Here is a 14,162-nt window from a genome sequence, read left to right as displayed (position 1 = left end):
CAGACGGGGGCCGCTGTGCGGGGTGGGTCAGAGGAGGGTGGACCAGTAGTACCAGAAGCGGTTGAGGATCAGGAGGGCGATCACCAGGTAGGCCGCGACGGGGACCAGCCATTGGAAACGGAGGGCGGCGAGGCGGCGGAGGGCGGCGGGTGCGGGGAGGGCTCCGGTGCGGAGGTTGTGGACGGTGGTGTACCAGAAGGCGGTGAGGACCACGGCCCAGACCACCATGCAGTAGGGGCAGAGCGCGCCGATCTCGTACAGGGCCTGGTCGATCAGCCAGGCGACGAAGCCGAGGCCGAGCATGGTGCCGGCCTGCAGGGAGAGCCAGAACCAGCGGCGGTAGGACGCGCCGGCGACCAGGCCCGCGCCGATCGCGGCGAGGGCGCCGAACGCGGCCAGCCCGATCAGCGAGTTGGGGAAGCCGAAGGCCTCGGCCTGGGCGGTGCGCATGATCGACCCGCAGCTGATGATCGGGTTGATGTTGCAGCTCGGCCGGTACGAAGGGTCCTTGAGCAGCTTGATCTTGTCGAGCGTCAGCACGGCCGAGGCGGCGAGTCCGAGCAGGCCGCTGATCAGCAGCAGCCAGGAGAAGCCGCGGGTGGCGCCGATCGGGCCCCGGTCGGTGGTGGGGGCGGTGGTCACCGGGTCACCCGCCGATGGTCTGCTGGACCAGGGCGGTGAACTGGTCCCCGGTGAGTGGCTTGCCGTCCTGGCCGATGACGGAGAGCTGCTTGCCGTCCAGCTTCACGGTCGGGGTGCCGGAGACGCCGCTCTTGTTGAACGCGGTGGAGACCTTGGACGCCCAGCCCTTGTAGGCGCCCTCGGTGACGGCCTTGGTGAACGCCTCGGTCTTCAGGCCGGGGACCTTCTCGGCGAGGTCGAGCAGGTGGTTGACGTCGCCGAAGCCGTCCTCGCTCTCGGCGGGCTGGTTGGCGTACAGCACGTCGTGGAACTGCTTGAACTTGTCGACGCCCTCGTTGAGCGCGGCGCCCGCGGCGTTCAGCGCGGTCTTGGATCCCGAGCCGCCGAGGTTGTTGTCCAGGAACGTGGCCAGGTGGTACTCGATCTTGTACTGGCCCTGGTCGGCGAGCTGCTGGACGGTCTGGCCGGCCGAGGTCTCGAACGCCTGGCAGACGGGGCAGCGGAAGTCCTCGTACACGGCCAGCGTGTGCGGGGCGTCGGCCTTGCCGTAGGTGATCACGGTGCCGTCGGTCCCGGTGGTGTTCGCGGGGGTGACGGCGGCGGTGGTGGTGGAGCTGTCGGCGCCGCCGGCGGTTGACACGGCGATCGCGGTGCCGCCCGCGACCACGGCGACCGCGGCGGCGACCGAGACGCCGACGGTGATCCGGCGGCGGCGCGTGACGGCGCGGGCCTCGGCCTGCTGGGCCTGCTTCAGGCGCTCACGGGCGGTGGCGTGGGTGCCGGCGGTCTTCTTCGGGTTCTTCGGGGTGCTGGTCATGGTGATCCGTCGTCTCCTCTGCACCCGGCGGCGCGCGGACGTGCGCATGGGCAGCACGGCGGCGCGGCACGGCGGGGTGCGGGTCAAGGGGTGGGCGAGCCTGGCGGCGCCCGTGACGGAGAGGCGTGCGGTGACGCTCCGTCAGCAGGCGAAGGCCGGCTGCGGCGGACCGCGACGGGGAGCGGGGGAGTGGACGGCGTCCTGCGGGCGGCGGGCGGCCGGTTCGGCGCCCGCGGGCGGCAGCAGCGCGGCGGGGCAGGCGGGCCGGACGGCCAGCAGCAGGGCGCGCCACGGGCCGGGCAGCGCCCGGGCCAGTGCGTGCAGGGCTTCGGCGACACCGCTGACGGCGGCGTCCGCGAGGCGCAGCCAGGCCGCGGCGGCGACCGCCAGGGCCAGGTGGACGGCGAGCACCAGCAGGCGCAGCAGGCCCGCCGAGTTGTGCGTCCACTGCGCGAACAGTTCGGACCCGCCGACCGAGTCGCCGCCGCAGACCAGCAGGTCGACGCCGCGGACGGGCCGGGCACAGGCGTCCTGGCCGAGGTTGAACGCGGTGTTCAGCAGCAGCTCCACCGGCACCAGGACCGACGACAGCAGCAGGAAGCGGCGGCGGGCGCCGTCCAGCAGCACCGCGAGCACGAAGACCGCGACAGAGGCCGCGGCGACCAGGGTGAGCGGCAGGGCCCGGCCGGTGATCGCCACCTGGCCGAACGCGGCCAGCGGCACGGCGAGCGCGGTGAACACCGCGCCCCGCAGGGCCTTGGTCGCGTGAATGCCGGTCATGGAATCGGAGTATGCCACGCCGAAGGTCCCCCGGACGAGGGCCGAACGGGCCGCCCGGAGACCGCCCTGCCGGTGGATAAGCCCTGCATAAACGGGGGTTGGGGCGCCGCCGAGCGCCAGTGGCGCAAGGCCGGGCGGGCACCCGGCGGCGCTCCCCCGGCCGGTCTAGGGCGCCGTCCGGCCGCGCGGCGGGGTGGTGACCGTCACGCGGTCGGGGTGACCCGGGACACGCCCGGCGGACGCGTCACCACAGGTCGACGGTGTGCTCCCGGACCCGGGCCGCGATCCGGTCGAGCACCTCGCCGACCGGCAGCGGGTCGAGCCGGCGGCCGTCCCGCAGCCGCACCGCCAGGGTTCCGTCGGCGGCCTCGCGCGGGCCGAGCACCGCCTGGTAGGGGGCGAGGCGGGCGTCCCGGACCCGGGCGGCCAGGGTGCCGCGTTCCGGTCCGAGCACCTCCGCGCGCAGGTCGAGCTGCCGGCAGCGGTCGGCCAGCTCCCGGGCCGCGTCCGCCTGCTCCTCGCCGAGCGGGAGGACCGCCAGCTGGACGGGGGCGAGCCAGGCCGGGAACGCCCCGCCGTGCAGCTCGATCAGGTGGGCCACGGCGCGCTCCACGCTGCCGACGATCGAACGGTGCACCATCACCGGCCGGTGCCGCGCCCCGTCCGGGCCGATGTAGTGCAGGTCGAACTGCTCGGGCTGGTGGAAGTCGACCTGCACGGTGGAGAGGGTGGACTCGCGGCCCGCGCTGTCCGCCACCTGGACGTCGATCTTCGGCCCGTAGAACGCCGCCTCGCCGGCGCCCTCCTCGTACTCCACGCCCAGCTCCTCCAGCACCCGCACCAGGATCGCGGTCGCCCGTTCCCACAGTTCCGGCCGGGCCGCGTACTTGCCGGAGCCGCCCGGCAGCGACAGCCGGTAGCGGGCCGGAACGATGCCCATCGCCCGGTACGCGACCGCGATCAGCTCCAGGGCGCCGCGGGCCTCCCCGGCGACCTGGTCGAGGGTGCAGAACAGGTGCGCGTCGTTCAGCTGGATCGCCCGCACCCTGGTCAGCCCGCCCAGCACACCGGACCGCTCGGAGCGGTACATGCCGCCCAACTCGGCCATCCGAAGCGGAAGTTCGCGGTACGAGCGGGAGCGCGAGCGGAACATCACCGCATGGTGCGGGCACAGGCTCGGTCGCAGCACCAGCTGCTCGGCGTCCGCGTCGCCGCCCATCTCCAGCGGCGGGAACATGTCGTCCCGGTAGTGCGCCCAGTGCCCCGAGATCTCGTACAGCTCGCGTTTTCCCAGCACCGGCGAGTACACGTGCCGGTAGCCGGCCCGCCGCTCCAGGGTGCGGACGAAGTCCTCCAGGCTCTGCCGGACGGCGGCGCCGTCCGGCAGCCAGTACGGCAGGCCGGAGCCGATCAGCGGGTCGGTGTCGAACAGGCCCAGCTCGCGGCCCAGCTTGCGGTGGTCGTGCACGGCGGTCTCCTCGAGGAGGTGAGGGGACGAGTCGCCGCCGGCCACGCACACGCGAGAAGCCCCGGGCGCTCGGCCCCGGGGCTTCGGTGATGAACAGCAGTCAGCGCGCCGGGACACTCTCCGGCGTCGTCGTCAGCATGGCAGCGCGCTTCATGCCCGCCACGCTAGCGGGCCGCCCGGCCGACTGCACCCGAATATCCCGTGGTCGGCGGGGCGGACGTGCTGGGCGGGACGCGCCGGGTGGGACGTGTCGGGTGGGACGCGCCGGGTGGGACGTGTCGGGTGGGCTGGGCCGCGTTCAGGGCGTCCGCGTGTAGCGGTGGTGGAGGGCGGCCACGGCTTCCGCCACGGCGGCGCGCAGCGAGGGCGGGCCGAGGACGTCCGCGTCCGCGCCGAGCCGGAGCAGGTCGCTGACCGCCACCGGCTCCGACTCGACCGGGAGCAGCACCCGTACCCAGCCGTCGGCGTCCGGCGGGCCGGCGCTCGCGACCGCCCGGGCGCCGGCCGAGCCGAACTGCATCGGCAGCATGCGGAACGCGCGGGGGGAGACCCGCACCTCGGCGGTGTCCTGGTGCAGGGAGGCCGCCAGCCGGCGGGCGAACTCCGACCAGTGGGCCGCCAGGTCGAATCCGGGGGGTCGTTCGAAGTGTGCGCCGGTGGGCTCGGCGGACAGCAGACGGGAGACCCGGTAGGTGCGGACCTGGTCGTCGGCGGACGCGGCCAGGTACCAGATGCCTGCCTTCAACACCATTCCCAGCGGCCGTAGTTCGCGCTGCACCTCGCCGCGCCAGCGCCGGTAGTGGACGTCCAGCACCTGCTGCTCCCAGACCGCGCGGGCGACCGCGGTGAGCAGCGGCACGGGATCGGGGTCGTGGAACCAGGACGCCGGGTCCAGGTGGAAGCGTTCCTGCAACTGCCGCGTGCTCTCGGCGAGTTCGGCCGGCAGCGCGGCCCGGACCTTCAGTTCGGCGGTGGCGAGCAGCGTGCCCAGCCCCAACTCCCGGGCCGGGCCGGGCAGTCCGGCGAAGAACAGGGCGCCCGCCTCGCCCGCGGTGAGGCCGGTGAGCCGGGTGCGGTAGCCGTCCATCAGCCGGTATCCGCCGGTCGGGCCGCGTTCGGCGAGCACCGGCACGCCCGCGGCGCCGAGCGCCTCCACGTCCCGGTGGACGGTGCGCACGGACACCTCCAGCTCGGTCGCCAGTTCGGCGGCGGTCATCCGGCCGCGGTTCTGCAGCAGCAGGAGCAGGGCGAGGAGACGGTCGGCGCGCATGCGGGAATTGTCCCCGATACCTGACAGAAGGTGTCAGGTACCGCCGCCAGGCTGGTCCCACCGGAGCACGCGGCACAGCGCGAGCTCCCCTCCGGAAGGACACCCATGCCCGTGCGGACCACCGGCAGCATCAGCTACGCGGACTGGAAGGAGGAGGAGATCCGGGCGGTCGAGGACGGCCCGAAGCTCTCCCACGCCACCGTCGCCAACACCTTCACCGGCGGTATCGAGGCCGCCCGCACCGACTGCGACTACAACATCGTCTACACCGGCGCGACGACCGGCGTGTTCACCGGCCTGGAGCTGCTCACCGGCCGCCTCGACGGCCGCGAAGGCACCTTCGTGCTGGAGGAGCACGGAGCCTTCCACGAGGACGGCACCGTGACCTGCACCTTCACCGTGGTCCCCGGCACCGGCACCGGCGCGCTGACCGGCCTGCGCGGCTCCGGCGAGTACACCTGCCGGGCCGGCGAGCAGGCCTTCCCCTACACCTTCGAGTACGAGCCGGCCTGATTCGCCGCACACTTCGGCACCCTCGGCCTGCCCGTCTCGGCGGCCTCCCCGCCGGACACCGCGACCGCTCGCGGACGGTGCCGCTCGGCGCGCCGAGGCCCAACCCGACACGGGTGCCGGGACGCTGACCGTCCGGGCCGCCGTGGGGTGAGGCCCGGCGGGTGCGACCATGACGTGGTGACGATCACCGAGGAGCGGGCCACCGCACTGCTGCGCGGCGTCGCCGCCAACCCCCGGGCCGGGACGGAGGTGCTCACCCGGCTGCTCGCCCCGGCGGCCGCGGATGCCCGCGAGGTGCTCCAACGGAGGCCGCTGCCGGCCGAGTTCGTCCAGCGGACACTGCGCACGGGCGACCGCCGGGAGCGCAGCGCGGTCGCCCGCAACCTGCACCTGACCGCCGACCAGTGCCGGCAGGTGATCCGCGACCCGGAAGACCTGGTGGCGGCCGCGCTGGTCTCCGCGCGGCCGTTCCGTCAGGGGACCGCACGCGCCGTCCAACTGCCCGACGACGTGGTGGACCTGGTGCTGCTCGGCACCGCCCAGCGCGAGACCATGATGCTGCTGCCCAAGGAGATCGCCGAGGAACTGGTCACCTCCGGACACCTCGTGGGACACCGCCGCCGCCTGGTCGACCACCCCGAACCCGCCCTGCGGGCCTTCGCCTGCACCTACTGGACCGAGCTCGGCGAGGACCAGCGGGCCGCGCTGCTCGCCGACCCGGACCCGGAAGTCCGGGCGAAGGCCCACCGCAACGCCCACCCCGACCTGGCGGAGCTCGGGACGCAGTACACCGAGAACAGCCCGCGCAACCAGGTCACCCACTGCTGGGCGTCCGCGCTCCCCGACGAGCTGCTCGACACCCTGATCACCGAGCGCACCCACCTGGCCGGGCTGGTCCGCAACCCGTACCTGCCGCCGCACGCCGTCCGCCGGCTGGCCGCCGACCCGGACCCGGCCGTCCGCCGCAGGATCGCCGAACGGCCCGACGTGGAAGCCGACTTGCTGGCCGTCCTGGCCGCCGACCCGGACGAAGGCGTGCGCCGCTGCGCCGAGCTCCTGCCCGCTCCGCGCACCCGGGGCCGGGCCGCGGCGGTCTTCGGGTTGTTCGGCGCCTCGGTCGCCGACCTGCCGTGGCCGATGGCCGAACCCGTCGACGACCCGGGCCTGGACTGGTACCACGCCTGCGCCGCGTCCCCGGAGGCGGTGCTGCGCCGGGCCGCCGCGATCAGCCCCCGGCTGGACGCCGCCACCGTGCAGCGCCTGGCCGCCGACCCGGACCGCGAGGTGCGGCTGCGACTCGCCCTGCACCACCCCGATGCGCCGCCCACCCTGCTGCTGGAGGCGTACGCCCAACTACCGGCGCACCGAAGCCGGTTGCGGCTTCGCCCGGCCTTCCCGCGCACCGGGCTGCCGCCCGGACTCGCCACCGACGCCGACCCGGCGGTGCGCGAACTGGCCGCTGCCGATCCCGAGTTCGGCGGAGACCTGGAGACGCTGCTGGCCGACCCGGACCCGGGTGTGCGCCGGGCCGCCGCCGCCAACCCCCGACTCCCCGCCGACCGGGTGGCGGCACTGCTCACCGGCCCGGAAGCCGACTCGGAAACCGACCCGGAAACCGGCCCGGATGCCGACCTGGGACTGCTCGAAGGAGCGGCCGCCAGCCCTCACCTGACGGACCGTCGGCTGCACGAGCTGCTCGACCTGGCCGGAATCCCACGCTCCGGGCCGGCCGGCTGACAGCGGATCGGAACCGCACCCACACCCTCCGTTAGGGTGGTGGACGTCCGGACGGCGCAGTCGAGCCCACCCCGCAGGAGACCGCCTTGGCCACGGCAGCCACCAGCACCCTTCCCGAACTCGACCCTGCCCGCCTGGCGGACTGGCGGGCCGGCGGCGGACAACTGGTCGACCTGCTCACGTCCGCCCAACAGCTGGGCCCCGTCGCCGGGTTCCGGCTCGGCGAGCGGCGGATCGTGCTGGTCACCGGCGCCGAACAGGTCCAGCACGTGCTGGCCAGGCACCCCGACAGCTACGTCAAGCACGGCCACCGGGCGAAGGCCCTCCTCGGCGACGGGCTGCTGTGCGCGTCCGGCGAGCCCTGGCGGCGTCAACGCAAGGTGCTGCAACCGCAGTTCACCGGCCGGGGGATCCGCGCCCACGAGCCGCAGATCCGGGCCGCGGTCGCCGCCACCGCCGAGCGCTGGCATGCCGCCGCCCGGGCCGGCGAGGTCCGGGAGATCGACGCCGACCTGCGCCGGTTCTCGCTGGAGGCGATCTGGCGCTCGCTCACCGCGCACCCGCTCGACCGCGCCACCCACCACCGGCTGATCACCGCCGGGGACAGCCTCGCGCAGATCCCCGCGTTCGCCGCCGCGACCGGCGAACGCGCCGCCGACTTCGGCGAGGCCAACGAGCTGGCCGACCTGGCCGCCGCGCACGCCATCGCCCTGGCCGGGCAGACGGAGGAGCCCGCCCTGCTCCGGGCGCTGCTCCGTGCCGCGGCCGAACTCCCGGACTACACCGAGCGCTTGGTCCGCGACGAGCTGATGACTCTGGTGGTCGCCGGCTACGAGACCACCGCCACCACGCTCAGCTGGCTGTTCCTGCTGCTCGACGCGCACCCCGAACAGCGCGAGTGGGCACTGGCCGCGGGCCCGGCCGGCTCCGGGGCGCGGGCCGCAGCGATCCGGGCGCTGATCGACGAGACGCTCCGGCTCTACCCCGTCGCCTGGCTGATGCCCCGGCAGGCCGCCGAGGCCGACACCCTCGCCGGCCACCCGATCGAGGCCGGCACCACCCTGCTGGTCTCCCCGTACCTGACCCACCGCGACCCCGCGCTCTGGCCCGACCCCGGGGCGTTCCGCCCGCAGCGCTTCCTGGACGCCGAACGCCGCCCCGCCCCCGGCGCGTACTATCCGTTCGGGCTGGGCCCGCGCGCCTGCCTGGGCGCGCAGTTCGCCGTCCGCGAGATGACGCTGCTGCTGGAGGAACTGCTGCCCGCGTACCGCGCCGAGATCCGCGACGCCCCCGCCGGGGCCGGGTTCGCGATCACCGTGCACCCGGCCGGTCCGGTCCGGGCGGTGCTGCACGCCGAGTAGCGGTCGGCCCCGGAAAGGGATTGTCAGGGGTGCTGACGAACTGTCAGGATCAGGGCCCGTGACCTCCACCGCACCCCGCCCCGTCGCCCTGGTGACCGGCGTCGGCCGGACGATCGGCATCGGCGCGGCCATCGCCGAACGCCTCGCCGCCTCCGGTTGGGACATCGCCCACACCTACTGGACGCCGTACGACACCCGGATGAGCTGGGGCGTGGAGCAGGGCGCGAGCGAGGCGATCGGCGCGGCCCTCCGCGCCCGTGGCGCCCGCCACCTCGCGGTGCCCGCCGACCTCGCCGACCCCGCCACCCCGGCCCGGCTGTTCGACCAGGTGGAGTCCGGGCTCGGCCCCGTCACCGCCCTGGTGCTCAGCCACGCCGAGTCCGTCGACTCCGGCCTGCTCGACACCACTGTGGAGAGCTTCGACCGGCACTTCGCGGTGAACGCCCGCGCCAGCTGGCTGCTGATCCGCGAGTTCGGCCTGCGCTTCACCGGCGAGTTCGGCACCGGCCGGATCGTCGCCCTCACCAGCGACCACACCGTCGGCAACCTCCCCTACGGGTCCAGCAAGGGCGCTCTCGACCGCATCACCCGGGCCGCCGCCCGCGAGCTCGCCCACCTCGGCGTCACCTCCAACGTGGTCGACCCCGGCCCCACCGACACCGGCTGGATGGACGACGCCCTGCGCGCCGAGATGACCAGGGCCACCCCGCTGGCCCGGCTCGGCACCCCCGAGGACGCCGCCAAGCTGGTCGACTTCCTCTGCTCCCCGGACGGCCAGTGGATCAACGGCCAACTCCTGCAGAGCAGCGGCGGATTGAAGTAACCGGCGGCGCGCTATGGCGCCGCGGCGGGCGGTCCGGCGAGCGAGGCGATGCACGAACGGAGCAGGCGCCGCATCTGATCCCGCTCGGCGGCGTCCAGGCCGGCCAGCATGTCCTGCTCGACCCGGCGGACGGCGGCGCTGGCCAGCTCGAGGCGGCTGCGCCCGAGCGCGGTCAGTTCGGTGGGCAGGGCCCGGCCGACGGGCGCCCGGTCCGGGCGGACGACGTGCCCCTGGCGTTCGAGCGCCTGCAGGAGCACGTTCATCGACTGCCGGGTGACGAAGGTGCCGCGGGCCAGCTCGGAGTTGGACAGGCCCGGCCGCTGGGCGAGCAGCTCCAGGCACGAGTAGTGCGTGATCGTCATGCCCAAGGGCTTCAGCACGGCCTCCAACGCGGAGTGCAGGGCGCTGGAGGCCACTTTCAGCAGGTACCCCAGTGAGGTGTCCAGCTCGATTCCGGGCTCGCCTTGACTCATGTCAGTATTCTGACATACCTTGCGCATGTCAGAAGACTGACATCTCACGAGGAGGCAGGACCATGCCCGTCACCGGACCCGACTTCATCTCGCTGCAGGTGCGCGACCTGGAGCGCTCGGCCCTCTTCTACGAGCAGTACCTGGGGCTGAAGCGCTCCGACGCGGGGCCGCCGCACGCCGTCGTGTTCGCCACCGAGCCGATCGCGTTCGCGGTCCGCGACGTCCTTCCGGGCGTCGACCCGGACTCGGTCGCCCAGCCGGGGCAGGGCGTCGCGCTGTGGCTGCACGCTCCCGACGCGCAGCAGATCCACGACGCCCTCGCCGCGGCCGGTGCCACCATCGTGTCGCCGCCGGTCGACGGTCCGTTCGGTCGCACCTTCACCTTCGCGGACCCCGACGGCTACCGGGTCACCCTGCACGACCGCGCCTGAGCGGCCCGCCTCCCCGGGGGGCGCGACGAGGCCGCCCGAGCGCGCCTCAGTGCGTGGCGGCGAGCTCTCCGCTGAGTCGGTCGTGCAGGTCGGCGCTCGGGCGGTTCAGGCCGGTGATCTCGACCTGCTTGCCGCGCTGGGCGTACCTGGCGCGGACGGTGTCGAGGGCGGCGATCGCCGAGGCGTCCCAGAGGTGGGCGCCCGTCAGGTCGATCACCACCCGGTCGGGGTCGCCGGCGTAGTCGAAGCGCGGGCCGAGCTCGTCGGCGGAGGCGAGGAACAGGGCCCCGGTGACGGCGTACACCACCTGGCTCCCGTCCGGATCGAGGACGGCGGTGACCTCGGCGTGCCGGGCGACCCGCTTGGCGAAGACGGCCATCGCCAGCAGCGAGCCGACCACGACGCCGATCGCCAGGTTGCGGGTGGCGACCACCACCGCCACGGTCACCGTCATGACACCGATCTCGCCGGCCGGGAGGCGGCGCAGCGTCGCCGGGCCGACGGAGTGCCGTCGAAGGTGGCGAAGGCCCGGGCGGTCGCGCGCGCTCAGCCGCGGGCGCGGCGCCAGTCGGCGACGGCGGTCTCGACGTCGACCGGGACGAGGCCGAGCGGTGGGCCTTCGACGGGGCGGCGGAGGGCGGCGTCGATGCGGGCGTTGGCGTCGGCGAGCCGCTTGCGGAACAGGGGCTCGGTGGGGGCGAGGCGGGCGGTGTCCAGGGCCTCGCGGAGTTCGTTGCGCAGGACCAGCGAGGGCGGCAGGTAGGAGAGGCCCTCGCGTTCCAGCTTCTCCCGTAGCCACCACATCTCGTGGTACGGCAGGTTCTCGTGCGCGAGCGGCTTGCCCGCGCCCGGCAGGTCGTCGAACTCGCCGCGTTCGGCAGCCTCACGGATCTGCCGGTCGACCCAGCTCTCGAAGTCGACGCCGGGCGGTTTGCGGTCCGTCATCCGGTCCTCCCGGGTACGAAGGTTGCGTGCCCTCGATCGTACGGGAGCGCCGGGTCGCCACGGGCGGACGGCGCCCGCCGCGCACCGGCCTGACGGGGCGTCAGCGGAGCGCGGCCGCGGGCGGCGCGAAGGCCCGTGGTGCGGGTGCGGGCGGCGCGAAGCCCGTGGTGCGGGTGTCTGCGGTGTGCGGCCGGTGGTGCGGGTGTCAGCGGTGCACGGGGAGCGCTTCCCGGGCCAGGGCGGCGGCGCCGACCAGGCCGGCGTCGGTGCCCAGGTGAGCGGGGACCAGGTGCAGGCCGCGGGTGAAGGAGAGGGTGGCGTAGGCGGCGAGGTGCCGGGCCAGCGGGTCGAGCAGGACGGCGCCGGCCTTGCCGACGCCGCCGCCGATCACCGCGGCGTCGAGTTCGACCAGGGTGGCGGTGGCCGCGATGCCGGCGGCCAGGGCGCGGGCGGCGAGGTCGAAGGCGGCCAGGGCGAGCGGGTGCCCGGCCCGGGCGGCGTCCGCTACGGCGCCCGCGGTGGTGTCGCCGTCGGGGCCGGGCCGCCAGCCGAGTTCCGCCGCGGTGCGGGCGATGGCGGTGCCGGAGGCGAGTCCCTCGACGCAGCCGCGGGAGCCGCACGGGCAGGGGCGGCCGTTGAAGTCGACGCTGATGTGGCCGAGGTGGCCGGCGTTGCCGGTGGGGCCGGTGTGCAGGCGGCCGTCGAGGATCAGTCCGGCGCCGACGCCGGTGGAGACCACCAGGCAGAGCGCGTTGCGGTAGGGGCGGGCGGCGCCGCGCCAGTGCTCGGCGGCGGCCATCGCGACGGCGTCGCCGCCGAGGACCACGGGCAGGTCGCGGACGGCCGGGTGTTCGGCGGCCTCGGAGCGCAGCGGGAAGTCGCGCCAGCCGGGCAGGTTGACGGGGCTGACGGTGCCGGCCGCGATGTCGACGGGGCCGGCGCTGCCGATGCCGAGGGCGCGCACCTGCGACCACTCGGGGAGGCGGGCGAGGTCGTCGAGGACGTGGTCGACGGCCGCCATCAGTTCGTGCCGGTCGCCGTCCGCGGGGGTGGGGACCTGGAGTTGGTGCAGCAGCGCGCCGTCGGCGTCGACCAGGCCGCCGGCGATCTTGGTGCCGCCGATGTCGAGGGCCGCGAGCAGCGGCCCGGAGGCCGGTCCGACGGCGAGGGCGGTACCGGCCAGTTCGTAACTCATCGTGACGTCTCCGCGGGTGTAGCAGGGGAGCGCCGCGGTGCCTGGGCAGGGCGCTGCCGGATCGTACCCGGTGATTCTGACTCGCTCTGACAACGTTGTCCAGGGCCTCGTGATCGCGGTCCGGTAACGAACCTGATCCACTCATGCATTAAGCAAAGGTTTAGTAAAATGAGCCTTGTTTGGCAACATAACTCGCAAATACCGATGTTGACCGCTCTATGGACATGACCGGAGCGTGACGTCTACGTTAAGCGTCCAGCAGCCAGGGAGACCGATTGCGCCCCACGGCTGCCACTTCCCCGTGTCAACGGACGATCAGCGCGAAGGATGAGCGAGATGCGCAGAGGATGGGTGGCCGTCGCGGCCGCGACCATGGTGGTGCTCACGGCGTGTAGCAGCAACGGCGGCGGAAGTGCCTCCTCCGTGCCCACCGTCAACTCGGACCCGACCAAGGTGACCGGCACCATCACGGTTCTGACGAACCGTACGGACCAGCTGGGCGACGGCACCCTCGACAAGTACGCCGCCGAGTTCAACAAGACCTACCCGAACGTCAAGGTGAAGTTCGAGGGGATGAAGGACTACGAGGGCGAAGTCAAGATCCGCATGAACACCGAGAACTACGGTGACGTGCTGCCGATCCCCTCGGACCTGTCGATCGCCCAGTTCCCGACCTTCTTCTCCCCGCTGGGCGACTCCGCCGAGCTGTCGAAGCAGTACCAGTGGACCGACTACGCGACGGTCAGCGGCAAGGTCTACGGCATCGCCAACTACGGCACCGTGACCGGCTTCGTCTACAACAAGAAGGTCTGGGCGGACGCCGGCGTCACCGCGTGGCCGAAGACCCCCGAGGAGTTCCTCGCCGACCTGAAGGCCATCAAGGCCAAGGGCCAGGCGACCCCGTACTACACCAACTACCACGACGGCTGGCCGCTGCGGCAGTGGACCGACGCGATCGGCTCGCCGAGCTGCAACCCGGGCGCCAAGGACGCGATGGCGACCACCGCCACCCCGTGGACCGCCGGCAACGACCTCCACACCATCGACAGCCTGGTGTACTCGATCGTCAACCAGAAGCTGTCCGAGGACGATCCGACCACCACCAACTGGGACAACTCCAAGACCCTGCTGGGCACCGGCAAGATCGGGTCGATGTACCTCGGCTCGTGGTCCGTCTCGCAGATGCGCGACGCCGCCGCCAAGGCCGGCGCGAGCGCGGACGACATCGGCTACATGCCGTTCCCGTCGACCACCGGCAAGCCGTGCACCGTCCTCCAGCCGGACTACAAGTACGCGATCAACAAGCACTCCAAGAGCCAGGAGGCGGCCCGCGCCTGGATCGACTGGTACATCAACAAGTCCGGCAGCGCCCAGAACGAGCAGGGCATCTCCTCCGTCAAGGGCGCCGAACTGCCCAGCACCCTGAAGCCGTTCACGGAGCAGGGCGTGCAGATGATCGGCCAGAACCAGGAGAAGCTGGCCACGGTCAAGAAGATCGACAAGGGCGCGGAGATCAACCTGGACGCCCCGGACTACCGGCAGAAGCTGGTCGACATCGCCCGCGGCGCCGCTTCCGGCGACCAGAACAGCTACTTCGCCGAGCTGAACAAGAAGTGGTCCGAGTCGCAGAAGACGGTCGGCTGACCGACCGGGACCGAGCGGCGCAGCCCGCCGCCCCCGCCCCGACAGCCCACGGGCCGGGCCGCG

At 73.6% G+C, this 14,162-nt stretch carries 14 protein-coding genes and 1 pseudogene; 6 read left to right on the top strand and 9 right to left on the bottom strand.

Going from position 1 to position 14,162, the window contains the following annotated elements:
- Positions 1–27: 27 nt before the first annotated feature.
- The 5 genes from BX266_RS05525 to BX266_RS05505 all read right to left on the bottom strand — a co-directional run bounded on the left by BX266_RS05525 (position 28) and on the right by BX266_RS05505 (position 4,977).
- Positions 28–642: a vitamin K epoxide reductase family protein gene (locus BX266_RS05525; RefSeq protein WP_099897794.1), complete on the bottom strand. Its 615-nt coding sequence runs from the start codon at positions 640–642 to the stop codon at positions 28–30.
- 4 nt (positions 643–646) lie between these two features.
- Positions 647–1,459 (bottom strand): thioredoxin domain-containing protein, encoded by an 813-nt coding sequence (locus tag BX266_RS05520; RefSeq protein ID WP_180290391.1) that lies wholly within the window; start codon positions 1,457–1,459, stop codon positions 647–649.
- A 141-nt stretch (positions 1,460–1,600) separates the two neighbouring features.
- Entirely contained in the window at positions 1,601–2,239 is a 639-nt protein-coding gene (locus tag BX266_RS05515) for a hypothetical protein (RefSeq protein ID WP_099897792.1), read from the bottom strand.
- A 244-nt stretch (positions 2,240–2,483) separates the two neighbouring features.
- The gene (thrS, locus tag BX266_RS05510; protein ID WP_310794833.1) at positions 2,484–3,752 is read right to left on the bottom strand and encodes a threonine--tRNA ligase; all 1,269 of its coding nucleotides are present in this window, start codon (positions 3,750–3,752) and stop codon (positions 2,484–2,486) included.
- Positions 3,753–4,005: 253 nt separating this feature from the next.
- Positions 4,006–4,977: a YafY family protein gene (locus tag BX266_RS05505; RefSeq protein ID WP_099897791.1), complete on the bottom strand. Its 972-nt coding sequence runs from the start codon at positions 4,975–4,977 to the stop codon at positions 4,006–4,008.
- Positions 4,978–5,082: 105 nt separating this feature from the next.
- On the opposite strand from BX266_RS05505, the gene BX266_RS05500 reads away from it, so the two are divergent.
- The 4 genes from BX266_RS05500 (at position 5,083) to BX266_RS05485 (ending at position 9,411) form a co-directional block, all read left to right on the top strand.
- On the top strand, positions 5,083–5,490 hold the full coding sequence (locus BX266_RS05500) for a DUF3224 domain-containing protein (protein ID WP_099897790.1): 408 nt from the start codon (positions 5,083–5,085) through the stop codon (positions 5,488–5,490).
- A gap of 177 nt (positions 5,491–5,667) precedes the next feature.
- Positions 5,668–7,227, top strand: coding sequence for a hypothetical protein (locus tag BX266_RS05495; RefSeq protein WP_143686865.1), 1,560 nt, complete (start codon positions 5,668–5,670; stop codon positions 7,225–7,227).
- Positions 7,228–7,313: 86 nt separating this feature from the next.
- Entirely contained in the window at positions 7,314–8,588 is a 1,275-nt protein-coding gene (locus BX266_RS05490) for a cytochrome P450 (protein ID WP_099897788.1), read from the top strand.
- Between the two features lie 58 nt (positions 8,589–8,646).
- Positions 8,647–9,411, top strand: a complete 765-nt coding sequence (locus tag BX266_RS05485; RefSeq protein ID WP_099897787.1) for an SDR family oxidoreductase — start codon at positions 8,647–8,649, stop codon at positions 9,409–9,411.
- A gap of 11 nt (positions 9,412–9,422) precedes the next feature.
- On the opposite strand, the gene BX266_RS05480 is transcribed toward BX266_RS05485, so the two are convergent.
- Positions 9,423–9,884 (bottom strand): MarR family winged helix-turn-helix transcriptional regulator, encoded by a 462-nt coding sequence (locus BX266_RS05480; RefSeq protein ID WP_099897786.1) that lies wholly within the window; start codon positions 9,882–9,884, stop codon positions 9,423–9,425.
- Between the two features lie 62 nt (positions 9,885–9,946).
- Between BX266_RS05480 and BX266_RS05475 the strand changes: the two genes are divergently transcribed.
- The gene (locus BX266_RS05475; RefSeq protein WP_099897785.1) at positions 9,947–10,315 is read left to right on the top strand and encodes a VOC family protein; all 369 of its coding nucleotides are present in this window, start codon (positions 9,947–9,949) and stop codon (positions 10,313–10,315) included.
- Between the two features lie 46 nt (positions 10,316–10,361).
- On the opposite strand, the pseudogene BX266_RS05470 reads toward BX266_RS05475, so the two are convergent.
- From BX266_RS05470 to BX266_RS05460, 3 genes and pseudogenes are all read right to left on the bottom strand, one after another.
- A pseudogene (locus BX266_RS05470) lies at positions 10,362–10,843 on the bottom strand (STAS domain-containing protein); the annotation flags it as partial.
- A gap of 18 nt (positions 10,844–10,861) precedes the next feature.
- Entirely contained in the window at positions 10,862–11,260 is a 399-nt protein-coding gene (locus tag BX266_RS05465) for a DUF1992 domain-containing protein (RefSeq protein WP_099897784.1), read from the bottom strand.
- A 205-nt stretch (positions 11,261–11,465) separates the two neighbouring features.
- Complete coding sequence (locus BX266_RS05460) at positions 11,466–12,455, bottom strand: ROK family protein (RefSeq protein WP_099897783.1); 990 nt, start codon at positions 12,453–12,455, stop codon at positions 11,466–11,468.
- A 336-nt stretch (positions 12,456–12,791) separates the two neighbouring features.
- Here BX266_RS05460 and BX266_RS05455 point away from each other — a divergent pair, with 336 nt between their 5' ends.
- A complete protein-coding gene (locus tag BX266_RS05455; RefSeq protein WP_099897782.1) occupies positions 12,792–14,099 on the top strand; it encodes an ABC transporter substrate-binding protein in 1,308 nt (435 codons plus the stop codon).
- Positions 14,100–14,162: the final 63 nt, after the last annotated feature.

Source organism: Streptomyces sp. TLI_171, from assembly GCF_003610255.1.
Lineage (GTDB): Bacteria > Actinomycetota > Actinomycetes > Streptomycetales > Streptomycetaceae > Kitasatospora.
This window is presented reverse-complemented; position numbering and strand designations above follow the sequence as displayed.

What these genes read in the sequence shown, in the direction of transcription:
- BX266_RS05520 (WP_180290391.1), bottom strand. Translation starts at nt 1,459, where the DNA reads ATGACCAGCACCCCGAAGAACCCGAAGAAGACCGCCGGCACCCACGCC.
- BX266_RS05515 (WP_099897792.1), bottom strand. Translation starts at nt 2,239, where the DNA reads ATGACCGGCATTCACGCGACCAAGGCCCTGCGGGGCGCGGTGTTCACC.
- BX266_RS05505 (WP_099897791.1), bottom strand. Translation starts at nt 4,977, where the DNA reads ATGCGCGCCGACCGTCTCCTCGCCCTGCTCCTGCTGCTGCAGAACCGC.
- BX266_RS05500 (WP_099897790.1), top strand. Translation starts at nt 5,083, where the DNA reads ATGCCCGTGCGGACCACCGGCAGCATCAGCTACGCGGACTGGAAGGAG.
- BX266_RS05480 (WP_099897786.1), bottom strand. Translation starts at nt 9,884, where the DNA reads ATGAGTCAAGGCGAGCCCGGAATCGAGCTGGACACCTCACTGGGGTAC.
- BX266_RS05475 (WP_099897785.1), top strand. Translation starts at nt 9,947, where the DNA reads ATGCCCGTCACCGGACCCGACTTCATCTCGCTGCAGGTGCGCGACCTG.
- BX266_RS05465 (WP_099897784.1), bottom strand. Translation starts at nt 11,260, where the DNA reads ATGACGGACCGCAAACCGCCCGGCGTCGACTTCGAGAGCTGGGTCGAC.
- BX266_RS05460 (WP_099897783.1), bottom strand. Translation starts at nt 12,455, where the DNA reads ATGAGTTACGAACTGGCCGGTACCGCCCTCGCCGTCGGACCGGCCTCC.
- BX266_RS05455 (WP_099897782.1), top strand. Translation starts at nt 12,792, where the DNA reads ATGCGCAGAGGATGGGTGGCCGTCGCGGCCGCGACCATGGTGGTGCTC.